This window comes from Bradyrhizobium sediminis (assembly GCF_018736105.1).
Lineage (GTDB): Bacteria > Pseudomonadota > Alphaproteobacteria > Rhizobiales > Xanthobacteraceae > Bradyrhizobium.
This window is the reverse complement of sequence record NZ_CP076135.1, coordinates 856834-881752: the sequence shown is the minus strand read 5'-3', so window position 1 is coordinate 881752 and position 24919 is coordinate 856834. Positions and strand designations below refer to the sequence as shown.

20 protein-coding genes and 1 pseudogene are annotated in these 24919 nt (G+C 64.0%); 13 read left to right on the top strand and 8 right to left on the bottom strand.

The annotated features are described in order from the left end of the window. Positions 1-15 precede the first annotated feature (15 nt). The 3 genes from KMZ68_RS04250 to KMZ68_RS04240 form a co-directional block, all read right to left on the bottom strand. Positions 16-429 carry a DUF1850 domain-containing protein gene (locus tag KMZ68_RS04250; protein WP_215614644.1) on the bottom strand — a complete coding sequence of 138 codons (414 nt, stop codon included), beginning with the start codon at positions 427-429 and terminating at the stop codon, positions 16-18. Then, positions 390-2498: a TRAP transporter permease gene (locus KMZ68_RS04245; protein WP_215614643.1), complete on the bottom strand. Its 2109-nt coding sequence runs from the start codon at positions 2496-2498 to the stop codon at positions 390-392. The genes KMZ68_RS04250 and KMZ68_RS04245 overlap by 40 nt, the downstream gene beginning before the upstream one ends. A gap of 195 nt (positions 2499-2693) precedes the next feature. Then, the gene (locus KMZ68_RS04240) at positions 2694-3641 is read right to left on the bottom strand and encodes a TAXI family TRAP transporter solute-binding subunit (RefSeq protein WP_215614642.1); all 948 of its coding nucleotides are present in this window, start codon (positions 3639-3641) and stop codon (positions 2694-2696) included. Positions 3642-3873: 232 nt separating this feature from the next. Between KMZ68_RS04240 and KMZ68_RS04235 the strand changes: the two genes are divergently transcribed. After that, positions 3874-5913 (top strand): TRAP transporter permease, encoded by a 2040-nt coding sequence (locus KMZ68_RS04235; RefSeq protein ID WP_215614641.1) that lies wholly within the window; start codon positions 3874-3876, stop codon positions 5911-5913. 18 nt (positions 5914-5931) lie between these two features. Next, the gene (locus tag KMZ68_RS04230; protein ID WP_215614640.1) at positions 5932-6906 is read left to right on the top strand and encodes a TAXI family TRAP transporter solute-binding subunit; all 975 of its coding nucleotides are present in this window, start codon (positions 5932-5934) and stop codon (positions 6904-6906) included. 323 nt (positions 6907-7229) lie between these two features. Here KMZ68_RS04230 and KMZ68_RS04225 read toward each other — a convergent pair whose 3' ends face one another. Further along, positions 7230-7709: a hypothetical protein gene (locus KMZ68_RS04225; RefSeq protein ID WP_215614639.1), complete on the bottom strand. Its 480-nt coding sequence runs from the start codon at positions 7707-7709 to the stop codon at positions 7230-7232. Between the two features lie 202 nt (positions 7710-7911). On the opposite strand from KMZ68_RS04225, the gene KMZ68_RS04220 reads away from it, so the two are divergent. Next, positions 7912-8235, top strand: a complete 324-nt coding sequence (locus KMZ68_RS04220; RefSeq protein WP_215614638.1) for a hypothetical protein — start codon at positions 7912-7914, stop codon at positions 8233-8235. Positions 8236-8301: 66 nt separating this feature from the next. On the opposite strand, the gene KMZ68_RS04215 is transcribed toward KMZ68_RS04220, so the two are convergent. From KMZ68_RS04215 to KMZ68_RS04205, 3 genes are all read right to left on the bottom strand, one after another. Beyond that, positions 8302-9501 carry a hypothetical protein gene (locus KMZ68_RS04215; RefSeq protein ID WP_215614637.1) on the bottom strand — a complete coding sequence of 400 codons (1200 nt, stop codon included), beginning with the start codon at positions 9499-9501 and terminating at the stop codon, positions 8302-8304. A 59-nt stretch (positions 9502-9560) separates the two neighbouring features. Beyond that, on the bottom strand, positions 9561-10535 hold the full coding sequence (locus KMZ68_RS04210; protein WP_215614636.1) for a Bug family tripartite tricarboxylate transporter substrate binding protein: 975 nt from the start codon (positions 10533-10535) through the stop codon (positions 9561-9563). A 185-nt stretch (positions 10536-10720) separates the two neighbouring features. Next, a complete protein-coding gene (locus KMZ68_RS04205) occupies positions 10721-11350 on the bottom strand; it encodes an NUDIX hydrolase (RefSeq protein ID WP_215614635.1) in 630 nt (209 codons plus the stop codon). Between the two features lie 79 nt (positions 11351-11429). Between KMZ68_RS04205 and KMZ68_RS04200 the strand changes: the two genes are divergently transcribed. From KMZ68_RS04200 to KMZ68_RS04190, 3 genes are all read left to right on the top strand, one after another. Continuing rightward, complete coding sequence (locus KMZ68_RS04200; protein WP_215614634.1) at positions 11430-11852, top strand: PaaI family thioesterase; 423 nt, start codon at positions 11430-11432, stop codon at positions 11850-11852. Positions 11853-12056: 204 nt separating this feature from the next. Continuing rightward, positions 12057-13079: an aldo/keto reductase gene (locus tag KMZ68_RS04195; protein WP_215614633.1), complete on the top strand. Its 1023-nt coding sequence runs from the start codon at positions 12057-12059 to the stop codon at positions 13077-13079. Between the two features lie 95 nt (positions 13080-13174). Further along, positions 13175-14263, top strand: coding sequence for a hypothetical protein (locus tag KMZ68_RS04190; RefSeq protein ID WP_215614632.1), 1089 nt, complete (start codon positions 13175-13177; stop codon positions 14261-14263). Positions 14264-14333: 70 nt separating this feature from the next. Here the strand turns inward: KMZ68_RS04190 and KMZ68_RS04185 are convergent, their stop codons facing one another. Beyond that, positions 14334-14792 carry a thioesterase family protein gene (locus tag KMZ68_RS04185; protein ID WP_215614631.1) on the bottom strand — a complete coding sequence of 153 codons (459 nt, stop codon included), beginning with the start codon at positions 14790-14792 and terminating at the stop codon, positions 14334-14336. 389 nt (positions 14793-15181) lie between these two features. On the opposite strand from KMZ68_RS04185, the gene KMZ68_RS04180 reads away from it, so the two are divergent. From KMZ68_RS04180 to KMZ68_RS04150, 7 genes and pseudogenes are all read left to right on the top strand, one after another. Continuing rightward, positions 15182-16318 (top strand): TRAP transporter substrate-binding protein, encoded by a 1137-nt coding sequence (locus KMZ68_RS04180; RefSeq protein ID WP_215614630.1) that lies wholly within the window; start codon positions 15182-15184, stop codon positions 16316-16318. A gap of 111 nt (positions 16319-16429) precedes the next feature. Then, positions 16430-17098 carry a TRAP transporter small permease subunit gene (locus KMZ68_RS04175; protein WP_215614629.1) on the top strand — a complete coding sequence of 223 codons (669 nt, stop codon included), beginning with the start codon at positions 16430-16432 and terminating at the stop codon, positions 17096-17098. Further along, positions 17095-18981 (top strand): TRAP transporter large permease, encoded by a 1887-nt coding sequence (locus KMZ68_RS04170; RefSeq protein WP_215614628.1) that lies wholly within the window; start codon positions 17095-17097, stop codon positions 18979-18981. The genes KMZ68_RS04175 and KMZ68_RS04170 overlap by 4 nt, the downstream gene beginning before the upstream one ends. 141 nt (positions 18982-19122) lie before the next feature. Further along, positions 19123-19894 (top strand): annotated as a pseudogene (locus tag KMZ68_RS04165) (CoA transferase subunit A). A 5-nt stretch (positions 19895-19899) separates the two neighbouring features. Then, the gene (locus KMZ68_RS04160; RefSeq protein WP_215616186.1) at positions 19900-20640 is read left to right on the top strand and encodes a CoA-transferase; all 741 of its coding nucleotides are present in this window, start codon (positions 19900-19902) and stop codon (positions 20638-20640) included. A gap of 507 nt (positions 20641-21147) precedes the next feature. Then, positions 21148-23268, top strand: a complete 2121-nt coding sequence (locus tag KMZ68_RS04155; RefSeq protein WP_215614627.1) for a putative bifunctional diguanylate cyclase/phosphodiesterase — start codon at positions 21148-21150, stop codon at positions 23266-23268. Positions 23269-23802: 534 nt separating this feature from the next. Continuing rightward, complete coding sequence (locus KMZ68_RS04150; RefSeq protein WP_215614626.1) at positions 23803-24882, top strand: DUF2336 domain-containing protein; 1080 nt, start codon at positions 23803-23805, stop codon at positions 24880-24882. The last annotated feature ends 37 nt before the right edge of the window (positions 24883-24919 follow it).

The following is a 24919-nucleotide window of genomic DNA, read 5'->3' as shown; positions in this document are numbered from 1 at the left end:
GGGAACGCGTCCGGGCTACGGATCGCTACATGCGCTCATCGTCGTGACGTTGATCCCGACCGGATGCCCTAGGATCTCCGACAGCGTCCGGCAATTGCCGCCCGCGCACAGCCGCCATTCGCCGGCGGTGCCGGAATTGCCCAGCGCCACTTGCGGGAAGGCGGCGGGTTTCGGCTGCCATTGAAACCAGCCATCGACCAGCCGCGCTTCCGGCGGCGGCTCCATGCCGGCCCCGGAGCCTTTCACCCGCGCCTGCGTCAGCTCGAGGCCCCGCGGGGTGACGCGCCAGTCTTCCTGCCATTCGACCTTTTCGATGGAGTGGGTCCATACGAGCGTGAAAGCCGCTACCGACAGCGCCTTTACGACACCGGCCGAGGCGAGGCAGAGGCTCAAGCCGCCGCCACCGCGCTGCGCGAGCGCTGCCGCCATTGCCAGAGCACGATGGCGAGCGTCACCGCGAAGCCAATGGTATCGCTGAAAGCAAACTCGCCGAGCAGGCAGAGCGCCGCCACCGAGGCGACCACGCGTTCGGCGATCGTCAGGCGGGCGAACAGGAAGCCGATCGCGACGATGCCGAACAGGCCGATCGCGACCAGCGCCTTGAAGGTGGCGAGCGCCACCGCGCCGTAGAAACCGAGCTGGGCTTCCATCGGATCGCCGGCCTGCAGCATCAGCGCCGGCGAATAGACGAAGACGAAGGGAATGACGTAGCCGGCGAGCGCGATGCGCATCGCCTCCCAGCCAATCTTGTCGGGGTTTTCCCGGGCGATCGGCGCTGCCGCCAGCGCGGCCAGCGCCACCGGCGGCGAGAGGTCGGCCATGATGCCGTAATAGAATGCGAACATGTGGCTGACGATCAGGGGCACGCCGAGTTTGGCCAATGCAGGTGCCGCGAGAGCCGCCGTGATGATGTAGGTCGGAATGGTCGGGATGCCGGTGCCGAGCAGGATCGACAGCAACATCGTCATCACCAGCGCGAGGAACAGGCTCTTGGCGCCGAGGCCGATGATCCAGCCGCCGAAGATGGCGCCGACGCCGGTCTGGGTCATCATGCCGATGATGGTGCCGACGATGGCGCAGGCCATGCCGACCGTGAGCGCCGACTTGGCGCTGTCGGCGAGCGAATCCCGGCAGGCCCGCAGCGTCGCCCGGCCGCCGCGTGCAACCGCGGTGACAAGCACCAGTCCGCCGACGACGCCGGCGATCGGAACGATCTCGAGGCCGTTGCGCGACGCCGCGCCGACCACCAGCGCGAGCCCGATCCAGAACACATAGCGCAGCGCGTTGCTGGAGAGACCGAGCGTGATGCTGGCGCCGAGAATCAGCGCCACCGTCAGCGCCAGCCCCATGCTGCCGGCATAAAGCGGCGTGAAACCTTCGAACAGCATGTAGACCAGCGCCGCCAGCGGCAGCACCAGGTACCAGCGCGCCACCAGCGCCTTCCAGGCGCTCGGGATTTCCGATCTGTTCATGCCGACGAGGCCGTGCTTGCCGGCCTCGAGATGCACCATCCAGAACGCGGAAGCGAAATACAGCACGGCCGGAATCACCGCGGCCTTGACGATGACGGAATATTCGACGCCGAGCGTCTCGGCCATGATGAAGGCGACGGCGCCCATCACCGGCGGCATGATCTGTCCGCCCATCGAGGCGGTGGCCTCGACGCCGGCGGCAAAGGCGCGGCGATAGCCGAACCTGATCATCAGCGGGATCGTGAACTGGCCGACGGTGACGACGTTGGCGACGCCGGAGCCGGAGATCGTGCCCATCAAGCCCGAGGCGAACACCGCGACCTTGGCCGGCCCGCCGCGGGTGCCGCCGAACAGGCCGAGCGAGACGTCGGTGAACAGCTGGATCATGCCGGCCCGCTCGAGGAACGAGCCGAACAGGATGAACAGGAAGATGTAGGTCGCCGATACGTAGATCGGGACGCCGTAGAACCCTTCGGTGCCGTAGGACAGGTGCGTAATCACCTGGTCGAAATCATAGCCGCGATGGTTGAACGGCGCGGGCAGATACTGGCCGAAGAACCAGTAGAGCAGAGCGGCGCCGCACATCAAAGGCAGCGCCAGCCCCATCAGCCGCCGCGCGCCCTCGAAAATCAGGAGCGCCAGCAGCGTGCCGACCGCGAGATCGAGCCGCGTCGGATCGCCGTCGCGCGCGATCAGGTCGGCGTAGAAGATCCACTGGTAGAGCCCGCAGAGAAATCCGGCGGCGCCGGTCAGCCAGCCGGCGGCGCGGCCGACATTGCCCCTTGCGGTGAAATTGGCGATCAGGCCGAAGGTCAGGAGCAGCAGGAAGCCGACGTGAACGCCACGCACCACCTGGCTCGGCAGATAATTGAAGGCGGCGACGTAAAGCTGGAACGCGGCAAAGGCGATGCCGATGGCATAGGCCAGGCGCCCCCAGCCGCGCGGACCGAAGCCTTCGGGAAACCCGTGCTCGAAATTGTCGAATGCGACCTTGACCGGCTTCTCGGCGCCCTCAGCCTGCAGCATGTTTGCGTTCCCCACGCCCAAATCGTCATGCGCCATTGCTGGCGCACCGCCTGACACGTCATGGCCGGGCTCGACCCGGCCATCCATCAAAAATGAAATCTCGAGAACTCACTCGAAGAAAGATGGATGGCCGGGTCATCTGTGCGAAGACGCGCTTCGCGCTTTAGCCCGGCCATGACGACCAATTGAAGTAGCCTACTTGATCAGGCCCTTTTCCTTGTAATAGCGGATCGCGCCCGGATGCAGCGGCACCGGGCTGCCGGCTGCCGCGGTCGCGAGCTTGATCTCCTTGCCGGCGGCGTGCGCGTTCGCCAGTTCCGACAACGACTCGAACACCAGTTTGGTCATCTGATAGGCGAGATCGTCGGAGACGGCGGAGCTGGTCACCAGATAGTTGATCACAGCCGCGGTCGGGACATCCTTGTCCTGGCCGTTATAGGTATTGGCGGGAATGTTCACGGCGATGAACGGCGGGCCGATCTTGTCGATCACCGCCTTGGGAACCGACACCACGGTGATCTCGGTCGAGGTCGAGAGATCCTTCAGAGAAGCTACCCCGAGACCAGCCGATTGCAGCGTCGCATTCAACTGCCGGTTCTTCATCAGGTCGACGGATTCCGCGAACGGCAGGTATTCGATCTTGCCCATGTCCTTGTAGCTCATCCCGGCGGCGCCGAGGATGGCGCGCGAATTGAGCTCGGTGCCCGATTTGGGCGCGCCGACCGAGAGGCTCTTGCCCTTGAGGTCGGCCAGCGTCTTGATGCCGCTGTCGGCGGTGGCGACGATCTGGATATAGTTCGGATAGATCGCCCCGATGGTGCGCAGCTTGTCGAGCCTGGACTTGAAGCCGGCCTCCGCGTCGCCATCCCATGCGGCCTTCAGCGAATCGCCGAGCGTGAACGCGATCTCGCCGCGGCCCTGCTGCAGCAGCACCAGGTTCTCGACCGACGCCTTGGTGGCCTGCACCTGGGTCTTCACACCGGGAATCTTGTCGCCGTAGATTTTTCCGATGGCGACGCCGAGCGGATAGTACACGCCCGAGGTGCCGCCGGTCAGCACATTGATGAATTGCTGGGCATGGGCGGCCGGGGCCGACAGGGTTGTGGCGGAGGCAATAGCGGCCGCAATGAGCTTCGCCCTCATGATCGATGTTCCCCCCTGAATTGGCCGGGAAAGTGGACGGACGCGCGCTCCGGGTCAACCCGGCTTGTCGCCAAAATGCGGTTCGCGGCGGCTATTTCGCGCGGGTCCCGATAATTCCAAAGTTGCCTCGCGGAAGCCCTTGCCACGGTTGACGAAAACCGGGATCAATGCGGCGCGATCGAAGGCGCGGCCAGCCAGGCTCGGCCATGATAGAAAGCGTTCCGAGGGAAGCATGGCCGCAGAAAATCCGACACCGGGCAAGCCGTCGCCCAATGACGACGTCATCGCCGTTTCCGAAGAGGCCCTGCACAAGGCCGAGTCGTTCGTCGAGGCCGAAGAGGGCGCGGCCAACCGGCTGATGGGCTGGCCCGGCCGGATCTCGACCGCGATCGCCGTGGTCATGAGCCTGTTCCACCTCTACGCCGCCTATGCGATCGTTCCGACCCAGGAACTGCGCTACACCCACGTCGCCTTCACGCTGGTGCTGAGCTTCCTGCTGTTTCCGCTGGCGACGCGGTTTCGCAACCGGGTGCGCTGGTGGGACGTGGTGCCCGGCATCTTCGCGGTCCTGACCATCGCCTACGCGCTGTGGGGCGGCGAGGACTTTACCGACCGCGCCACCACGCCCGACCGCTGGGACGTCATCATCGGCGTCGTGTTCATCATCCTGCTCTTGGAGGCGACCCGCCGCACCACCGGAGCGATCATGCCCGTGGTGTCGCTACTGTTCATTGCCTATGCGATGCTCGGCCCGCATCTGCCGGCGCCGTGGACCCATCGCGGCTACGACCTGCCGCGGCTGGTCGGTCACCTCTTCATCACCCTGGAAGGCATTTTCGGCGTCGCGGTCGACGTGTCGGCGACGCTGATCATCCTGTTCACGATCTATGGCGCGTTCCTGCAGCAATCCGGCGCCGGCAAGTTCTTCATCGATTTTTCGCTGGCGCTGATGGGCGGCAAGCCGAACAGCGCCGGGCGCACCGTGGTGCTGTCGTCGTTCCTGTTGGGCGGGCCGTCGGGATCGGGCGTTGCCACCACCGTGATGATCGGCACCGTGGCCTATCCGATGCTGGCCAAGGCCGGCTTCGAGAAGAACGCCGCCGGCGGATTGCTGGCGGCCGGCGGGCTCGGCGCCATCCTGTCGCCGCCGGTGCTGGGCGCGGCCGCCTTCCTGATCGCCGAGTTCCTCAAGATCAGCTACCTCGACGTGATCTGGATGGCGACGATTCCGACCTGTCTCTATTACCTGTCGCTGTTGATCATGGTCGAACTGGACGCCCACAAGTTCGGCGCCAAGGATGTCACCTTCGTTCCCGACATGACGCTCGGCCAGATGACGAAGCGTTACGGCTTCCATTTCATCTCGCTGCTTGCGGTGGTGGTGTTCATGGTGATCGGTTACTCGCCGACGCTGTCGGTGTTCTACGCCACCGCGGTCACTTTCGCGCTGAGCTTCCTGCGCAAGGAAACGGCGCTGGTGCCGAAAAGACTGGTGAAGGCGCTGGCGGACGGCTCGATCGGCGCGTTGAACGCCGCGACCACCTGCGCCTGCGCCGGCATCGTCGTCGGGGTCGTGACCCTGACCGGCCTCGGCCTCAAATTCTCGTCGATCGTGATCGCCTATGCCGGCGGCAGCCTGCTGCTGACCGCAATCTATACCGCGCTGATCGTGTGGATCATCGGCCTCGCGGTGCCGGTGACCGCGTCCTACATCATCTGCGCCGTGATCGCCGCACCCGCGCTGATCAAGCTTGGCGTGCCCGATTACGCCGCCCACATGTTCATCTTCTATTACGCCGTGCTGTCGGAGGTGTCGCCGCCGACCGCGCTGTCGCCGTTTGCGGCCGCCGCCATCACCGGCGGCGATCCCTACCGCACCACGCTGCAGTCGTGGAAATACACGCTGCCGGCGTTCCTGGTGCCGTTCGTGTTCGTGCTCGACCCGCAGGGCGTCGGCCTCTTGCTCGCGATCCCCAAGGGCGGATCCTGGGTCGACGTGCTCGAGATCACGATCAAGACAACCTTGGGGCTGGTGGCGCTCGCCGCGGTTGCCCAGAACTGGGGCTTGCGACAAAATACGCCGATCGAACGCGGCCTGCTTCTGCTATCGGGGCTGCTGCTGGTGTTTCCGAGCCTGATCGAGGCGATCATCGAATCGCTCATCGGACGCGACATCAGCTACACCTACGTGCCGGGGCTGATCATCGGCCTCGGCGTGCTGCTGTGGCAGTTTAGAACGCCGGCGCCGAAACGGCCCGCGCTTACGATTTAATCAGGGAGTGAACTTACGATGACAAGAACAAGGAAGACCGCAGCAATACTGGCTGTCACCCTCACCGCGGGGCTGGCACTCGCCGGAATGGTTCATGCCCAGCAGAAGACCATGTCGATCGGCACCGGCGGCACCGGCGGCGTCTATTATCCGCTCGGCGGCGCCGTCGCCAACGTGCTGTCGAAAAACCTGCCGAACGTGCAGGCTACCGCGGAGGTCACCGGCGGCTCGGTCGACAATCTCAAGCTGATCGCGTCGGGTCAGAGCGAGATGGCGTTCACGATGGCCGATGCCGCGCTCGATGCCCTGCAGGGCCAGGACAAGTTCAAGAGCGGCAAGGTGCCGCTGCAGGCGCTGCTCGTGGTCTATCCGAACCGGATGCACGTGGTGACGGTCGAAGGCACCGGCATCGAGAAAATGTCGGATCTGAAGGGCAAGCGCGTCTCCACGGGATCGCCGGGCAGCGCCACCGAAGTGATGGCGTTTCGCGTCATCGAGGCCGCAGGCCTCGACAAGGACAAGGACCTGAAGCGCGAGCGGCTCGGCGTCGCCGAATCCGTCAATGCCGTCAAGGATCGCAAGATCGACGCCTTCTTCTGGGTCGGCGGCATTCCCACCGCGGCGGTGACCGACCTCGCGGCAACGCCCGGCATGAAATTGAAGCTGATCGACCACAGCGACACGGCCGACAAGATGAATGCCAAATACGGCAAGCTCTATACCGCCGGCAAGATCAAGGCGGGCTCATATCCGGGCCTCGACAAGGACAACGCCATCACCGAGGTCTGGAATCTGATCGTGACCGGCAACAAGATGAGCGATGACGACGCCTACGCCATCGTCAAGACGCTGGTGGAGAAGAAGGCCGACATCGTCGCCGTGCACAAGGAAGCCCTGAGCTTCTCGCTCGACAACCAGGTGCAGGAGCGTTCGCCGATCCCGTTTCATCCCGGCGCGCTGAAATACTTCAAGGAAAAGGGCATCGGCGGCTAGCGCCTGGAATCGTAAATCGGTGTTGCAGCCATCCTTCGAGACGGCCGCTTCGCGGCCTCCTCAGGATGAGATCTAACTTGTTGATACACAACAACCTCATGCTGAGGAGCGAGCATCGCGAGCGTCTCGAAGCATGGGCAACAAGCGACTCACTGACCATTAATAGTCAGTACTAGGCACCCGCCCGCCCGCCGGGCGGCGCTTGACGCGGCGCCCGGCTTTTTTTGTGGAGGCATCGCGCGGCTACCGGCCAGGAAAGACGCGGATGGCCGGGACGAAGCCCAGCCATGACGGAAGACGAATCGGAGGAACCGGCCGGCCCCTCACTCGGACGTCATGTCGAGGCATTTCGAAACGTCGGAGCCGAGGCCGGACGCGATGATGATGCAGCCGCGGATCTTCCGCGTGGTATTGTCGCTGGCCCACACCGCGTAGCCGCCCGTGCCGAAGAACGAATTGGTGTTCGGCGGCTCGGTCTCGGCGGCATCGAACGAATAATTGGAGTCGGTGTCGAAGATGCGGGCCTTCTTGGTGCAGCCGCCGTCGGTCTGCACGTTGATCACTTCCTTGTTGTCCCGCGTCAGCGCCAGGCTCATCTGGCAGCGGAAATATTCCGACGTCTTGACGTTGAAGAGATAGCTGTAGGACTTGCAGGTCGCGGTATTGAGCTTGCCGGGGCTGAGGCCCCGGCTGCAGGAAATTCTCTGATTGCTCGAGAGCCTGAATTCATCGGCATGCGCCACGGGAACCAGCGTCACAATTGACAGCGCTGCGCCCAGGCAAATTTTCGTGACGTGGTTCATCCGAATCATCCCTATGACCTATTTTGAGAAAAACTGGTTCTAGACTGAATCCGGAACATAGTCGCGAAGCCGGAAGCGGGAAATCACAAAGTCTGATGGAGGCGTGATGCGGCGAACGGGCGCGTTGACGGGCAAATGGCGTTCGTGGTTTGTTCAAAGACGAGACCGGCCTTTTTCGGACCGGTCGCGGGGAGAATGCAGGATGACGAGATTTTCGACGAAGACCGTTTTGATGGCGGCTGCGTTCGCAGTGGCCGCGGCGCTTGCCGCGCCGTCCACATCCGCATTTGCGCAAGCCGCGGCGCCGACCCCTTGGGAGCTGAAGCCCGACATGGGCTACGGCTATGGCAAGGACGGCAAGACGTTTTCCTACAAGATGGGCACCAACAATGCGGGCATGCTGCTGAAGGGCGCCAAGAAGGTGCCGAAGGGCACGTTGTTCTTCATCGGCCAGAACGGACAGCTCTATATGCGGACCGGTCCCTATCTCGAGGGCGACGGCAAGTTCATGTTCGGAGCGGAGTGAGGGTTGTCTTTTCCCTTCTCCCCTTGTGGGAGAAGGAAAGGAAGCGTTCGCCGGGACGACGGCCAGCTAAAACGACGCCGCCAGTTCCCTGGCGCCCGGCTTGCCGCCGTTGGAATCCATCCGTTCGTCGGTGATCGCCAGCAGTTTCGCTACCGTGTTGTGGCGGATCGCGACCGGGTTGCGCTCATAGCCGCCGCGCTGGAAGAAGTTCGAGGTCGGCACCCGCTCGCGCATGGCCTGCGGCATCGTCACCATGTCGAGCCCGGTACCGTCGCCGGTGAGGTTCATCATCTCCAGCTCGGCGGCGGTGAGCGGCCTGGCATAGCCCTTGGCGCGCGCGAACAGCACGGATGTCAGCAGCTTGTGGGTCTGCAGCAGCGGACCGACGTCGATGTCCAGCACCATGGCATGGATCGCCCAGCCCTGCGGCGTATTGGCGAGCTTCTCGTGCGCCGCCCATTCGTCCGGCACCGTGCGCGTGAACGCCACCATCCGCTTCAGCGCCGCGATCTTGTGATCCATCGCCTTGCGCGCCGGGCCCGACAGCCGCGCGGCCCTTTCCGTCAGCGCCTTGACGAATTCATGCCCCTGCTCGGCGAGCAGCTCGACGCTGTTGGTGGTGAGCAGCTGATTGTAGCCGATCGCGGTCGAGATCGCGCGCGAGCCCGGCCGCGAGGCGCTCAACCCCGACTGCATGTCGTGATTGCCGTTGCCGCCGGTCTCGAACGAATAGACCCGCACCGCCTGCTCGCGCGTCAGCCCCGACGCCAGGGCCGTGCGGGCATAGGCGCGCTTGAACTCGGCCTCGCTCGCGGGCCGCTGCGGCGCGAACTGGAAATGCTCGGCGGCGGCCTTCAGGAAGTCGGCGACGACCGGAATCGGCTTGCGCTCGCGCGGCGGCACTTCCGGCTCGCCCTCCGGGTTCACCGGCCGTTTCGGCCCGGTGTAGAGCGGCGGCTGGGTCAGGACGTAATCGTCGAGCGCGATGGCCTGGCGCTCGCGCCGCTTGGCATTGCGGCCTCTTCGCTTTTCGTAGATCGAACTCCAATAGGCGCCGGCCTCCTGCTCGAACGCGGCGCGCGCCTCCTGATACTCACGGAGTTTGCGGCGATATTCCGCAATCGCCTGCGGCGACGCCGCCTGCGCCATCGCGCCGGCCGTGGCTGCGGTCAGCGCGGGCGCGTCGATCGCGCCGGCCGGCGGCGCCATCAACAGCAGCGCGAGCGCGGGGAACCCGAAGCAGAGACGAATCGCATGAGGTCGCATGTCGCCTGTTTAGCAAGCCGGCCGTTGAAGTCAGCCCCGAAACGGCCCGATCGCCGGCCTCACTCCTGCGCGACACCGCTGGCCTTGACGAGGCCGGCCCACTTCTTTTCGTCCTTGTCGATGAAGGCGGCATAGTCTTCCGGCGTGCCCGGCGTGATCTCGGTGCCGTCCAGCCCCAATTGCTTCTTCACGTCGGCAGAGGCGAGCGCGGCCTGCAAGGCCGCGTTGAGCTTGTCGATCACCGGCCGCGGCGTGCCGGCCGGCGCCACCAGGCCGTAATACAGCGAGGCGTCGAACCCGGGCAGGCCGGATTCGGCAATGGTCGGCACCTCCGGCAGCAGGCTGGAGCGCGTCGCGCTGGTCACCGCCAGCGCCCGCAACTTTCCCGCCGAGATGTTGGGATGCGAGGCCGGGATCGGCGCGAACGCCATCGGGATATGCCCGCCCAGAAGATCGGTCAGCGCCGGACCGGTTCCCTTGTAGGGGATGTGGATCAGCGTGATCCCGGCGGAGGCGGCGAAATATTCGCCGGTGATATGGCTGACCGTGCCGGCGCCGGCGGAGCCGAAATTGACCTTGCCGGGATTGGCCTTGGCATAGGCGATCAGCTCGGCGACCGATTTTGCGGGAAACGAGGGATGCACCACCAGCGAATTGGGCGCGTTGCCGATCAGGCCGATCGGCGCGAAATCCTTGCGCGGATCGTAGCCGGCGTTCTTGTACAGCGACGGTCCGATCGCCAGCGTGCCGGTATAGCCCAGCGCAATCGTGTAGCCATCGGGATCGCTCTTGGCCACCGCCTTGGTGCCGACGGTGCCGCCGGCGCCGGGGCGGTTGTCGACTACGACCTTTTCGCCGAGGATTTCGCTCATCTTGTCGGCTATCACGCGGCCGACGATCGACGTCGAGCCGCCGGGCGCAAACGGGATCACCAGCGTGATGACGCGGTTCGGAAAGGTCTGGGCGTAAGCAGGGTTGAAAGCCGCGGCCAGGCCGAACGCGGCGGCGCAAAGCCATTTGTTCCAGATCGACATGTTGAGCGAACTCCCCCGGGACTATTCTTGTTGTTGGATCACATCGTTGCCGAAACGCCCGACGTTCGCAACACCCGTCATTGCCTGCGACAAACGCGAAGCGTTTGCGCTAGAGAGCGCAAGCGAAGCAATCCACTCTTCGTCATTCCGGGTTCGATGCTTCGCATCGCCCCGGAATGACGAAGTCACTTCCAGGCGAACACCGGCTGCTCCAGCTCGGCGACGCGGGTGTCCCTTCCCGCCAGCACTTCGCGGAACTGGTAGATCAGGGCCGCCGTCGGCGCGTGGATGAAGTCGCCTTGGTGGTGAAACCGGATCACGCGCCGCGTGCTCTCCGGAATCGTGGTGAAGCTGAAGGCGTCCTGGTGCTCGATATCGGCCAGCGCAATGCGGTGCACCGAAGCGACCTCATCGGGGTTCGGCGAGATCGGCGCGCCGGACGCCGCCCACACCACGACCGGCGTGATGAGATAGCCGGACCGGGTCGGATAATCGTCGAGCAGGCCGAGCACGTCGCCGGCGCCGAGTTCAAGGCCGAGTTCCTCGTGCAGCTCGCGTAGCGCAGCCTCGGCCGGCGTCTCGCCCGCGTCGCAGCGTCCGCCCGGCAGCGCCCATTGATTGCTGTGGGCGCGCAGGCCCGAGGCGCGCAGGGTCAACAGAACAGCCGTTCCGCCGGACGCCTCAGTGCCGGTGAGCGCGACGGCGACCGCAGCCCGCTTCAGCGCCGGTGCCGGCTCGGCCTCCGGCAGGCGCACGAACGCCGCGCAGCGCTCTGCGATATTCCGCCTTGTGGCATCGTCGAACGGCCTGCTCATCCGGCTTGACTACAACACGTCCGCGTTTGATGAAATGACCTGCAAGACATGAATGCCCGCAGAGACCGGACGGAACGACATGACTGACAAGACAGCCGCAAGACTCAAATCGGACGGCTGGACCATCGTCGAAACCTCCGGCTTCCTGCATCTGATCGGACCGCTGTGGCAGCGCGTGGTCGATGGCGGGCACGAATACGCGCTGGCCACGCAGGAAAAGCACCATAACCGCCGCGGCCTGGTGCAGGGCGGGGTGATCATGACGTTCGCCGACCGCACCTGCGGCATGACGGCACGCTACGTCTCCGGCAAGCCGACGCTCGCCACCGTGCAGCTCGACACCCATTTCGTCGAGGCCGGCAAGATCGGCGAGATCCTGATCTCGAAGCCGCATGTGGTGCGCTCCACCCGCAGCCTGATTTTCATCACCACCGAGGTGACGGTGGACAAACGCTGTATCGCCATGGCCAGCGGCGTGTTTAAGATATTGAAGAACGAATGAGGATGCGAAGCTGCCTTCTTCACCTCGCCCCGCTTGCGGGGAGAGGTCGGATTGCCTCGGCGATGCGAAGCATCGTCCGGTGCAATCCGGGTGAGGGGGACTATCCGCGAGTCCGAGTGCGTGGAGAGAGCCCCTCACCCCAACCCTCTCCCCGCAAGAGCGGGGCGAGGAGCATCCGGCATCGCGATTGCGAGGACTCCACCCATGCAATACCGCCCCCTCGGCCGTAGCGGCCTGAAGATTTCGCCGATCTGCTTGGGCACCATGATGTTCGGCGGCCCGACCGACGAGGCCACCTCGGTGCGGATCATGGCGAAAGCGCACGAGGCCGGCGTCAACTTCATCGACACCGCGGACGCCTATTCGAAGGGCGGTTCCGAGCAGGTGGTCGGCCGCGCCATTTCCAACAGCCGGCACAGCTGGATCCTCGCGACCAAGCTCGCCAATTCGATGGGCGACGATCCCAACCGCGGCGGGCTGTCGCGGCGCTGGGTGCTGCAGGCGGCGGACGAAAGCCTGCAGCGGCTCGGCACCGACTACATCGACATCTATTATCTGCACAAGGAAGACCATTCGACACCGCTGCAGGAGACCGTGCGCGCGATCGGCGAGCTGATCCGGCAGGGCAAGGTGCGCTATTTCGGCCTCTCGAATTATCGCGCCTGGCGGGTCGCCGAGATCTGCAACATCTGCGACGACCTCGGCATCGACCGTCCGGTAGTCAGCCAGCCCTATTACAACGCGATGAACCGGATGCCCGAGGTCGAGCATTTCCCGGCCTGCCATTATTACGGCCTCGGCATCGTGCCCTACAGCCCGCTGGCGCGCGGCGTGCTGACCGGCAAATACGCGCCCGATGCCGCGCCCGGCAAGGACACCCGTGCCGGGCGCAACGACACGCGCATGATGCAGACCGAGTGGCGGCCGGAATCGCTGAAGCTGGCGCAGGAAATCAAACGGCATGCCGAAGCGAGAGGTATCACCGCCGGGCAGTTCGCGGTGTCGTGGGTGCTGAACTCGTCCTTTGTCAGCGCCGTGATCGCCGGGCCCCGCACCGAGGCGCAATGGGACGATTACATCCGCGCGCTCGACTATCGCTTCACCGCCGAGGACGAGGCGCTGATCGACCGGCTGGTCACCAGCGGCCATCCCTCGACGCCGGGCTTCAACGATCCGGCCTATCCGATCGAGGGACGGCGGGCGCGGATGGGAGCGACGCCGGGCTGAGTGCACCGGATATGCTGAGAAAATGCCCGAAATAGCCCTTGCCTGCACGCGAAGGTTGCGGAATCAATATCTTCCGGATCGGCAGGGGCAGGCGGATGTTTCTCAAGGCTTTCGGCGCCATCGCACTGTTGGTGCTTTCGTCGTCATCGGTCGCGGCGCGCGGACCTTACGGCTCCGTCAAGGTCGGCAACTGGAGCGGCGGCGCTTTCACCAACGACCAGACCGGCGCGTTCAGCGGATGCATCGCATCGGCGCCCTACAAGAGCGGCATCACCGTCATCGTGATGGTGGGCGCCAACGGCACCTGGAACCTCGGTTTTTCGCACAACAACTGGTCGCTCAAACCGGGCTCGACCTTCCCCATCGTTCTCACCTTCGACGGCCGCGCCCCGTTCAACGTCGACGGCCGGGTCATTTCCACCCATGCCGTCAGCGTCGACATGCCCGACACCTCCGATCTGATCAAGCAATTCAGGGCTTCGACGACGATGAGCGCGTTCGCCGAGGGCAACCTGTTCCAGTTCAATCTCGACAAGACCGGCATCCTGCTTCCGGCGCTGGTCAACTGTGTCGTGACCGTGAACCGCGACGGCATCGCCGGCGCCAAGGATTTCGTTTTGCCGCAGCGGGCGCCGGCCACGGCAGCCCGCGCCGCACCACCGCAAACCGGCGGCAGCCTCACGCCCGCCCCGGGTCCGTCCACGCCCGAGCTGCAGCTCGAGGCCATGGAGTTTGCGTCCAACTTCATCCTGAAGGCCTCGCTCAACAACCCGCGCGTGCTCAGCCGGGCGGAAACGCCGGCCACGCTGGTCAACAACGGCGCAGCCTGGCGATCGGACGACGCGATCGGCTTCGTGAGGATCATTCCGGCGCAGGCCGGCGTGAAGGGCCTCGACGTGGCCTCCGGCGTCGTCGCCAACGATGCGCGGGCCTGCAAGGGCAAGTTCGCATCGGCCCGCAACAGCGAACTGGTCGACAGCGACGTGGTATTCAGGGGCATGTCCTCGTGCGAGGATTCCGAGCACGCCAGCATCTCCGAATATTTCGTACTGCCGCGCAAGAAGGGCGGTTTCGTGCTGTTCTCGGTGGTGGCGAATTTGCGGATCGCAGAAGCCAGGAACCCGCTGCGCGAGGAGAAGAACAAGGATTTCAGGAAGGCCGCGCTGGTGGCCGTCGGCCCGTAAGGCAAGGTAAGGCAAGGGCGGCTTCGCCCGGGTTTACCAACCGGCGCAGCAAGCCCGGCGCCCGCCGCGATCAGCCGATGATGTAGGCCGCCGAACCGGTCGCGATCTGCTCTTCAGCGTCGTTGACGAGTTCCATATGAACCACCGCGACGCGGCCGCCGAGCCTGACGACGCGACCGGTGGCGACGAAATACTGGCCGCGTCCCGGCCGCAGGTAATCGATGCGCAGGTCGATGGTGCCGATGTTCGGAAATTGCCGCGCCGTCGCCGCCGCGCCCCTCTCGGCGATCGAGGCCAGCGCAATGGCAAGGCCGCCGACCACGTCGAGGGTGGCCGAAATCACGCCGCCATGCAGGATCTGGCGGACCGGGTTGCCGACCAATTCGGGCCGCATGTCGAACCGCAGCCGCGGCGCCTTGGGGTCGAGCGAGTCGATCTTGAGGCCGATCACGCGGTTGAACGGGATGATATCCTCGAACATGCGGTGGATCACCGCCTCGATGCTCTCGACTTCCCGCCGGCTGCCCATTTCGATCATCCCGATCGAAGGCCCCTCCGCCTCCGACGCCGGAGATAGCGCTGATTCCCCGCCGGCGCACCAGTCGAATGGCGCGACGGCGCCAGGGGGCTGCGGCAGTTGCTGCGACTGCCTCGCAAGATCGCCGCGTGCGGCGCAACAAGTGGCGGCGTCGGACCAGAGGTAATCCGGGGCGCGATTGATTTTTGCCGGCCGGGAACTAAACTGCACAATCGCGGGAATAAATTCAGAGTTGAGTGGTCAACTACTGACCGGTGCCGCGTCGAAGCGTCGCATCGTTTCGAACGTTCTTGCCAAAGCCCCGCGTAGGTCTTTGTCTCGCTGCCAATAAAATAAAGGGCGTACCCTTCCGGGATCGCCGTCAAAACGGGGAGAAAACCATGACGACTTCCAAGAAGGACACCACTTCCAGCCGCCGCCGCTTTCTGAAAACGGCCGCCGCGGGCGCCGCCGCGACGGTCGCGGCGCCGACCATCGTCAGCGCGCAGGGCCCGATCAGCATGCGCTGGCAGAGCACCTGGCCATCGAAGGACATCTTCCACGAATACGCGCTGGACTTCGCCAAGAAGGTCAATGACATGACCGGCGGCGACCTCAAGATCGAGGTGCTGCCCGCCGGCGCCGTCGTTCCCGCCTTCGGCCTGTTGGATGCGGTGTCGAAGGGCACCCTCGACGGCGGCCACGGCGTGCTGGTCTATCACTACGGCAAGCAGACCGCGCTGGCGCTGTGGGGCTCTGGTCCGGGTTACGCGATGGACGCCAACATGCTGCTCGCCTGGCACAAATATGGCGGCGGCAAGGAACTGCTCGCGAAGCTCTACGCCTCGATCGGCGCCAACGTCGTCTCGTTCCCCTATGGACCGATGCCGACCCAGCCGCTCGGCTGGTTCAAGAAGCCGATCACCAAGGCGGAAGACTTCCAGGGCGTCAAGTTCCGCACCGTCGGCATCTCCATTGACGTGTTCACGGGCCTCGGCGCCGCCGTCAATGCGTTGCCGGGCGGCGAAATCGTCTCGGCGATGGACCGCGGCCTGCTCGATGCCGCCGAGTTCAACAACGCCACCTCGGACCGCATTCTCGGCTTCGCGGACGTTTCCAAGGTCTGCATGCTGCAGAGCTACCACCAGAACGCCGAGCAGTTCGAGATCATGTTCAACAAGACCAAATACGACGCCCTGCCTGAAAAGATGAAAGCGATCATCGCCAACGCCACCGAGGCGGCTGGTCAGGACATGGCCTGGAAGGCGATCGATCGCTATTCCAAGGACTACGAGGAACTGCAGACCAAGGATAAGGTCAAATTCTACAAGACGCCGGACGCGATCCTGCAGAAGCAGCTCGATATCTACGATCAGGTCGTGGAGAAGAAGTCGGCGGAAAACCCGCTGTTCAAGGAGATCGTCGCTTCCCAGCTGGCGTTCGCCAAGCGTGCGACGCAGTGGGAACAGGACACGGTGGTCAACCGCCGCATGGCCTACAACCACTACTTCGGGCCGAACGCCAAGAAGAAGACCTGACGGTATAATTCGTACCGACGACGCGTCATCCGGGCTGGCCAAAGCCCGGGTGATGCGTTGTATTGTCATGACGACGTAGCGAAATCACTCGAACCTGCGGCCTGACATCCCATGAACGCGCAGCGCTTCCTGCACACGATAGACGGCATCAGCACCTGGACCGGCAAAGCCGCAGCCTGGCTGATCGTCGGGCTGATGGCCCTGGTCTGCGCCGAGGTCTTCAAGCGCTATATCCTCAACATGCCGACGGCGTGGATCTTCGACGCCTCCAATATGCTGTACGGTACCCTGTTCATGATCGGCGGCGCCTACACGCTGGCGCAGAACGCCCATGTCCGCGGCGATTTTCTCTACTCTTCGATGCGGCCACGCACGCAGGCCGGGCTCGATCTCGTGCTGTACATCGCCTTCTTCCTGCCCGGCATCGCGGCGCTGGCCTATGCCGGCTGGGACTACGCCTCCGACTCCTGGCGCATCAACGAGCATTCCAACGTCACCGCCAACGGGCCGCCGGTCTATCATTTCAAGTTCATGATCCCGCTCGCGGGTGCGCTTCTGCTGCTGCAGGGCGCCGCCGAAATCACACGCTGCGTCGTCTGCCTCAAGACCGGCGCCTGGCCTACCCGGCTCAAGGACGTCAGCGAAATCGACGTGGTCGAGGAGCAACTGGCGCTCTCCGAACATGTCGATGAGGAGTCGCGCAAGGTCGCGATCGAGCATGCGCAGGACATCGAGGAGAGCGCGCGGCAGCGCGGTATGGGCGGAGACCTGTTGAAATGAGCGATCCGGCACTCGGGCTCCTGATGCTCGGCCTCATCGTGGTCGTGATCATGATGGGCTTCCCCACCGCGTTCACGCTGATGGGGCTCGGCATGTTCTTCGGCTTCTTCGCCTATTACCGGGGCGGCGAGGCCTGGGCCGACAATCACATCTTCGACCTGATGGTCCAGCGCACCTACGGCGCGATGACCAACGACGTCCTGATCTCGATTCCGCTGTTCGTGCTGATGGGCTACGTCATGGAGCGCGGCGCGCTGGTCGACAAGATGTTCTATTCGATCCAGCTCGCGTTCCGCCGCGTGCCGGCCTCGCTCGCCGTGGCGACCCTGATCGTCTGCACCTTCTGGGGCATCGCCTCGGGCCTGGTCGGCGCCGTGGTGGTGCTGATGGGCGTGATCGCCTTCAACCCGATGCTGAAGGCCGGCTACGACGTCAAGCTCGCCGCCGGCGTCATCACCGCCGGCGGCACGCTCGGAATCCTGATTCCGCCCTCGGTGATGATCATCGTCTATGCCGCGGTCGCCGGACAGTCGGTGGTCAAGCTCTACGCCGCGGCGATGTTTCCGGGTTTCTTCCTGGCGTTCCTCTATCTCGTCTACGTCATCGGCTGGGCGCTGCTGAACCCGAAGATCGCGCCGAAGCTGCCCGAGAGCGAAACCCGGGTTCCGGTCCGGCCATGGGTTACCGAACTGCAGCAGGCCTATTCGCGCAAGATGCTGCCGGCGCTGTTCGCCGCCGTGCTGTCGCCGGCCAGGGCCATGAGCATCACCGCCGACGGCACCCGCATCGGCTACCCGATGCTGCTGAAGAATCTCGGCTACGCGCTGATCCCGCTGGTGCTGACGCTGGCGACGCTGTGGGCCTCCTGGTGGTATGTCGTAATCCACCAGCAGCCGGACCTCCCGACGCCGGTCGCGGCCGCCACCCAGCAGCGCATGGACTCCGCGCCCCAGCAGCTCGGCGCCGGCGCGAGCACGCAGCCTGCGGAAGAAAAGCTCGAGGAACTCGGCGCCGGCCATAAAGCCGGAGCCGCGACCAAGCAGGAGCCGGAAGCGCTGCAGCAGATGGGCAGCGCCGAACTGCGGAGCAAGATCACGGCCTCGCCTTCGGAGGCCGGGCCGGCGCCGGAGTTCTACATCTACTTCGCGTTCGTCTGCGGCATCTTCGGCCTCCTGCTGCTCTATTACTACTGGATCATGGAGGCCGAGCAGTTCGAGGTGCTCAGGCTCCTGATCTCCTCGGTGATGCCGCTCGGCATTTTGACGGTGGTCGTGCTGGCGGTGATCCTGCTCGGCATCACCACGGCGACGGAATCCGCCGCGGTCGGCGCCGCCGGCGCCTTCCTGCTCGCGTTCCAGGCCCGCACGCTGGACTGGAAGCGCACCAAGGAAGCGGTGTTCCTCACCGCCAAGACCACCTCGATGGTGTGCTGGCTGTTCGTCGGTTCCGCGCTGTTTTCCGCGGTGTTCGCCATCCTCGGCGGCCAGGCGCTGCTGGAGAGCTGGGTGCTGTCGCTCAACATGACGCCGGTCCAGTTCATGATCCTGTCGCAGGCGATCATCTTCGTGCTGGGCTGGCCGCTGGAATGGACCGAGATCATCGTGATCTTCGTGCCGATCTTCCTGCCGATGCTGAAGCACTTCAACATTGACCCGATCCTGTGGGGGGTCCTGGTGTTCGTGAACCTGCAGGCGGCGTTCCTGTCGCCGCCGGTGGCGATGTCGGCGTTCTACCTGAAGGGCGTGGCGCCGAAGCACGTCACCCTCAACCAGATCTTCGCCGGCATGATGCCCTATATGCTGATCGTGATCGTCTGCATGATCTTCATGTACATCTGGCCGGGCATGACGCTGTGGCTGCCGAATTATCTGTACGGGAATTGAGCGGAGGCTTCGGCACTCGCATATCCCGAGAGGCGGCAAAGCGATGCGATCGCCGCATCGCTGCCCCTCGCCGCGGGCGGCCTTCGCATGAACCGGAAACGGATATCATGACGGGAAACGCAGACAGGTGAGGAACAGCCCATGGCAGAGATCGTTTCGCTCGAAGCGCTGACCGAACTCGTCAAACCGGGCCAGTCGATCGCGATCCCCGTCGAGGGCGTGTCGATGGCGGCGACCGCGGCGCTGATCGAGGCCGGCGTCACCGACCTCCGTGTCGTCTGCGTGCCGATCAGCGGCATGCAGGCCGATCTGCTGATCGGCGCTAAGATGGTGGGCGCGCTGGAGACCAGCGCGGTATCGCTGGGCGAGGCCGGCGGCGCGCCGCGGTTCGACCTGCCCCGCGATCTTTGCCGGGCTGCTGGCCGCCCAGAAAGGCGTGCCCTTCATGCCGATCGCCGGCATCGTCGGCAGCGATCTGCTGCGGGTGCGGCCGGACTGGAAGGTGATCGACAGCCCCGTCGGCGAGGCGGGCAAGGTCGTGGTGGTGCCGGCCATTACGCCCGACATCGCGCTGTTTCACGCTCCCGAGGCCGACCGCGCCGGCAATATCCGGATCGGCCGCCACCGCGAACTTGCGGCGATGGCCTATGCCGCCAAACGGACCTTGGTCACGGTGGAGCGCATCGTCGACCGCAATCTCCTGGCGACGGAAGACTCGGCCGCGGGAGTGCTGCCCTCGCTTTATGTCGACCGGATCGCGGTCGCCGAGCGCGGCGCCTGGCCGCTGCCGCTGTGGGACGAATATCCCGGCGATGACGCGGAAATCGCGCGTTATGCCGCGATGGCGCGGACCGAGGAAGGCTTTCGCGCCTATCTCTCCGGTTTCCTCGGCCGCCGCAGGCAGGTGGCGTGAACGCCATGGCAAGCGGGCGCGAGCGCCGGGAAATCCTGATTGCCACCATCGCCGACCTGCTCGACGGCATCCGCCACGTCGCGGTCGGCGCCTCGTCGCCGATTCCGGCCGCCGGCGCCATGCTGCTGCGCGCGCGCAACGAGCGCGACGGCAAACCGCCGATCCGGATTTCGATCCTGGGATCGCAACAGCATAATTTCTTCACCAACGGCGGCGTGGAACTGTTCGACTGCGCGGCGCAAGGCCGCGTCGATGCCTTCTTCCTCGGCGGCGGACAGATCGACGGCCACGGCAACATCAACCTGGTCGGCACCGGCGCGTACCCGAAAACCGGCGTGCGGTGGCCTGGATCGTTCGGCTCGGCCTATCTCTATCACCTGGTCCCACGCGTCATCCTGTTCCGCGAGGACCACTCGCGGCGCGTCTTCGTCCCCGCGGTCGACTTCGTCAGCGCAGCGGCCTCGACGCCCGAAGTGGCGCGCCGCGGCGGACCGCACGCGCTCCTCACCAACATGGCGTTGTTCGATTTCGACCGCCGCGCCGGCTTTTCCCTGCGCTCGGTGCATCCGGGTTATTCGCCCGCCGACATCCGCGCCAATACCGGCTTCGACTACCGCGAGCCGCAGACGGTTCCCACCACCGCCGCTCCCGATGCCGAAACGCTGGCGCTGCTGCGGGGAAGGATCATGGGCGAGCTGTCCGAGACCTATCCCGCCTTCGCGCGCGCGATGATGGAAGCGGCGTAGTTTGGACGCGGCGATCGCGGGATGCGAGATGTTCGGCGGAAGAATCGGACGGAAGGCGAATGATGGATTTTCTACTACGCCGCATCCAGACCTTTTCGGGCCGGTCCACTTCCGAACTTGCAAGGCAGTCGAACCGCTCTCTCAGTGTGAGTTACCGAGCCGGAACGGATTCGAGACCAAGCTCTCCTCCGCAAAGCAGACACCGGGGGCGTTCCTGACGTCCTGAGCTTGTAAGCATCCGCCTCAAAGCGCAGCGGTAAAGAACTACACATGGGCCAATCCCGTATTTATACGGGCCGGGAAACTCGCGACTCATTCCAGCGCAAGGCCATGCGAAAGCTCACTCGATGGCGGGCCTTTTGTCACTGCCTGCGAATTCGGGCTCCGTCACTTTCCCTCGGGCGCACCTGGCAGGCATCGCCGCAAACCTCCCCTTAACCGTTTTCCTTACCCGGCATTTAAGTGCAGGACATTAGGTTCGCCCCGACTTAAACGGGTGGGACAAAGATGTTGGGGCGAAAAATACTCTCATACTGGCGAAACAGCGTTCGTCTCGAGCTTGTTATCGCTGCCTCTGTCGCGGCCGTGCTGTGTTCCGGCCTGGCGGCCATGTGCTTTTTTCTTCCCCAGGCGATGAAGTCGGCAGCAATCGAGTCGGCCTATCGCGGAAACATCGAGATTGCCGATCAGATCAAGATCACGCGAGGCTACTACACCCGCCAGGTGGTGGCGAAGGCGCTGGCCTCCCACGCGCTGGCGCCGAGTCACGACCACGCTTCCGATCCAAACGCCATACCGCTGCCGGCAACCTTCGTTCAGGACATTTCGGAACTGCTGCGTGAGAAGGATACCACGCTCTCGCTGGTGAGTCCTTATCCCTGGCCCCATCGCGCCGGACGCGTCATGGACGATTTTCAGCGAAACGCCTGGCAGGCGTTTCAGGCGGATCCCTCGGCGGTCTTCTCGAGGGAGGAAGTGCGTAACGGAAGGCGCGTGTTGCGCGTCGCCGTGTCGGATCGCATGACAAGCGATACATGCGTGTCGTGTCACAATGCGCAGGCAGACTCCCCGAAGAAGAACTGGAAATTAGGGGATGTCCGCGCCGTGATGGAAGTGACCAAGGTCATTGAGCCATATCTTGCCTCGGCGGAGGAAAAAGGCAGGATGATCACGCTGGCGATAGCCTTTCCGACCCTGATCGTCATCGCCATTTTGTTTGCGGGTACGGCGCTGTTCAGACGCTACAACCAGGAAAAGTTGCAAGCGGTGCGGCGCCTTCAATACCTGGCCCACCACGACACCATGACCGGGACGCTGAATCGCAACGCGTTCCTTTCGGAACTTGGCAAGGCCTTCGCCACCAAAGACGGGCAGCGCCTCGTTGCACTCCACTACATCGATCTCGACCGCTTCAAGGAAATCAATGACAGGCTTGGGCACAAGGTCGGCGATGAATTGATCTGTGCGGCGGCCAAGCGGTTGCGGACTTTGCTGAGCGGCGAGGACATTCTGTGCCGGCTCGGGGGCGATGAATTCGCTCTGGCCCAGATGCAGGTTCGCAAGCCGGCGGACGTCAATTCGATGGCGGCGCGAATTGTTGCGTCAATGGCCATACCATTCCAGCTTCAGCGCAATCTACTGACGATTTCCGCGAGCGTCGGAACGGCTCATGTCGCTATCGACAGTTCGTCGCCGAGCCAGCTACTTGAAAATGCCGACATTGCGCTCTACCGGGCAAAGGACGACGGACGCCGGCGCTATGTGCTGTTTTCGCCGTCCATGCGCCATGAACTGAACCAGAAACGGCAAATCGAACTTCGAATCCGACAGGCGATCGATGCCTGTGAATTCGAGATGTTCTTCCAGCCGCTGGTCGACAACAACTCGAGACTCGCCGGCTTTGAAGCGCTCTTGCGACTGCCGGACGGAAGAGGCGGATTCATTTCGCCCACTGACTTCGTTCCCTTGGCGGAAGAAATCGGCGTCATCAACCAGATCGGCGCCTGGGTTGTTCACCACGCATGCCACGTCGCCGCGACCTGGCCCGCGCATCTAACGATTGCAGTCAACCTGTCGCCCGCGCAGTTCTTTGGCGCCGTCCCGATCGGGGTGATCGTCCGTGACGCTATTGTCGAGAGCGGTCTGGAGGCCGGCAGGCTGGAGCTCGAGATAACGGAGGGCTTGTTGCTGGAGGCAAACGAATCGGTCGTGGAACAGCTTGCCGAACTCAAACGGGTCGGGGCGACGATCGTGATGGATGATTTCGGCACCGGTCATTCCAGCCTCGGGAATCTTTCGAAGCTTCCGTTCGACAAATTCAAGATCGACAAATCATTTGTCGCCGGCGTCCTCGGTACTGAAAATGCCAACGTCCCCGTTCTCAACACGATCGTGAAATTGGGACGAAATCTGAACATGAAAGTCACGGTCGAAGGCATCGAAACGCCGGAGCAGGCGAATTTCTTCCGCAATTTGAACTGCGACTATTATCAGGGCTATCTGTTCGGTCGACCCATGCCGCGGGTCGATGCCGCGGCCCTTATCCTGTCGGATATCCTGATCGACATGGCGGCTGACTACCCCGCCTCGAGCGTACGCCGGGAAGAATTGACGACTTCCGCCGCGTGACCGCCTTGAGGGGGACATTCGTCCCGGGATGGCCGCATGCATGCAATAGAACCCCGCTGGCGAGCTACCTGGGCACTGCCGCGAGCCACGGCGCGGCAGCGCCGGTTTGATGGACTGTCCGGGTCGCGGAAGGGCTCGCATCTGCTGCGGGAAAAACTTCTGAACGCGAAACTCGACACCGAAGCGCAAGATCACAACATTCCGCGTGTGACCGTGTGCACGTCCACAACAGACCCGGCCACGCCTGAGACGCTTCGCCGGCGTCGCATGCTTTGCCGGTCGGGCTGCCTGGGCATTTCCGGCCCGGGTGAGGCCATGGGCAGGAGGCGTTTCCGAAATCCCAACAATTTGAATTATCTGCGAGGGAACTGAAACCAGTTATTTTCATGCTCGGACGATAGCCTGTGATTGTGATCCTCCTGTCCTCCCCCCTCAACCGCGAAGAAGTCTGACGAGACGATAGCCATGACAATGTTCTCCTCTCTGATAAATGAAATTCAGGACACAACGGTGTCCGGGCTTACGAAAAGGCAGTTGAGGGCACTCACGCGCATCGCCAATCTGTTTGTCGCCGGGTCCGGTCGTCATTCGAAGAAGCAGATCGAGCTGTTTGACGAGGTATTCAAAGCCCTCGTTGCCGTCATCGAGCTGGAGACCCGGGTCAGGCTCGCACGTTACATCGCAACCATGCCGGATGCGCCGGCGACGCTGGTTCGGGCATTTGCCTTCGATGAAGCTGTCGCTGTGGCGGCTCCGGTGCTCAGCCAGTCGACGGCACTCAGCGACTCCGACCTTGTCGCCAACGCCCGCACCCAGGGCCAGGGTCATCTTCAGGCCATCGCGCGTCGCCGCACCATCAGCGAAGTGATCACCGAAATACTGATCGAGCGCGGCGAACCCATCGTGGTCCATACGGTCGCGAACAACGCCGGCGCCCGCTTTTCGGATGGCAGCTTTCGCGAGCTCGTCGCGCGGGCCGGCGACGATGCCCAGCTCGCGCTGCAGGTTGGAATGCGACAAGACATTCCCCGGCATCATTTCCTGAAGCTTCTTGAAACGGCCTCTGCTTCAGTCCGCGCCAAGATGCTGGCGGCCAACCCGCAATTTGCCGATGCCGTGCAGAGCGCGGTAACGGAAGTGATCGACGATATCAATCTGGAGATTCGCAACAAGTCGCCGGATCACGCCAAAGCCAAGTCGAGGGTGAAACGGCTGCAGAACTGGCATGAACTCGGCGAAGGCAACGTTCATGCGGCCGCGCGCCTGCAAAACTTCGAACAAGCGGCAATGGCGCTGTCGGTTCTCGCCTGCTGTCCCATCGAGATGGCCGAACGGGCGATCCTCAATGAAAACCCCGGCGTGGTGCAGGTCATCGCAAAAGCCGCCGGCTGCTCCTGGGCTACGGTCAAGGCTCTGTTGCTGATGACGGCGGCGGACCGCAGGATGTCCGAAAAGGATCTCGCCCGGGCGCGCGAAGACTTCGAGCGGCTCGAAACCCGGACGGCAAAACGCGTGCTTGAATTCTATTACAATGAGCGCCGCAACGTGCGCACCATCGCGAGCCCGCCTGTCGTCCCGAGCGCGTCCGCGAACTCGGCAGCTCTCGCGGGATAGATTCGGCGATGCGGCCGGCGCAGCGGCGATCCTGGAC

Bases quoted from the DNA above. Each gene is read 5' to 3' on its own strand.
- KMZ68_RS04250 (WP_215614644.1), bottom strand. From the start codon at position 429: ATGGCGGCAGCGCTCGCGCAGCGCGGTGGCGGCGGCTTGAGCCTCTGC.
- KMZ68_RS04245 (WP_215614643.1), bottom strand. From the start codon at position 2,498: ATGCTGCAGGCTGAGGGCGCCGAGAAGCCGGTCAAGGTCGCATTCGAC.
- KMZ68_RS04240 (WP_215614642.1), bottom strand. From the start codon at position 3,641: ATGAGGGCGAAGCTCATTGCGGCCGCTATTGCCTCCGCCACAACCCTG.
- KMZ68_RS04235 (WP_215614641.1), top strand. From the start codon at position 3,874: ATGGCCGCAGAAAATCCGACACCGGGCAAGCCGTCGCCCAATGACGAC.
- KMZ68_RS04230 (WP_215614640.1), top strand. From the start codon at position 5,932: ATGACAAGAACAAGGAAGACCGCAGCAATACTGGCTGTCACCCTCACC.
- KMZ68_RS04225 (WP_215614639.1), bottom strand. From the start codon at position 7,709: ATGAACCACGTCACGAAAATTTGCCTGGGCGCAGCGCTGTCAATTGTG.
- KMZ68_RS04220 (WP_215614638.1), top strand. From the start codon at position 7,912: ATGACGAGATTTTCGACGAAGACCGTTTTGATGGCGGCTGCGTTCGCA.
- KMZ68_RS04215 (WP_215614637.1), bottom strand. From the start codon at position 9,501: ATGCGACCTCATGCGATTCGTCTCTGCTTCGGGTTCCCCGCGCTCGCG.
- KMZ68_RS04210 (WP_215614636.1), bottom strand. From the start codon at position 10,535: ATGTCGATCTGGAACAAATGGCTTTGCGCCGCCGCGTTCGGCCTGGCC.
- KMZ68_RS04205 (WP_215614635.1), bottom strand. From the start codon at position 11,350: ATGAGCAGGCCGTTCGACGATGCCACAAGGCGGAATATCGCAGAGCGC.
- KMZ68_RS04200 (WP_215614634.1), top strand. From the start codon at position 11,430: ATGACTGACAAGACAGCCGCAAGACTCAAATCGGACGGCTGGACCATC.
- KMZ68_RS04195 (WP_215614633.1), top strand. From the start codon at position 12,057: ATGCAATACCGCCCCCTCGGCCGTAGCGGCCTGAAGATTTCGCCGATC.
- KMZ68_RS04190 (WP_215614632.1), top strand. From the start codon at position 13,175: ATGTTTCTCAAGGCTTTCGGCGCCATCGCACTGTTGGTGCTTTCGTCG.
- KMZ68_RS04185 (WP_215614631.1), bottom strand. From the start codon at position 14,792: ATGGGCAGCCGGCGGGAAGTCGAGAGCATCGAGGCGGTGATCCACCGC.
- KMZ68_RS04180 (WP_215614630.1), top strand. From the start codon at position 15,182: ATGACGACTTCCAAGAAGGACACCACTTCCAGCCGCCGCCGCTTTCTG.
- KMZ68_RS04175 (WP_215614629.1), top strand. From the start codon at position 16,430: ATGAACGCGCAGCGCTTCCTGCACACGATAGACGGCATCAGCACCTGG.
- KMZ68_RS04170 (WP_215614628.1), top strand. From the start codon at position 17,095: ATGAGCGATCCGGCACTCGGGCTCCTGATGCTCGGCCTCATCGTGGTC.
- KMZ68_RS04160 (WP_215616186.1), top strand. From the start codon at position 19,900: ATGGCAAGCGGGCGCGAGCGCCGGGAAATCCTGATTGCCACCATCGCC.
- KMZ68_RS04155 (WP_215614627.1), top strand. From the start codon at position 21,148: ATGTTGGGGCGAAAAATACTCTCATACTGGCGAAACAGCGTTCGTCTC.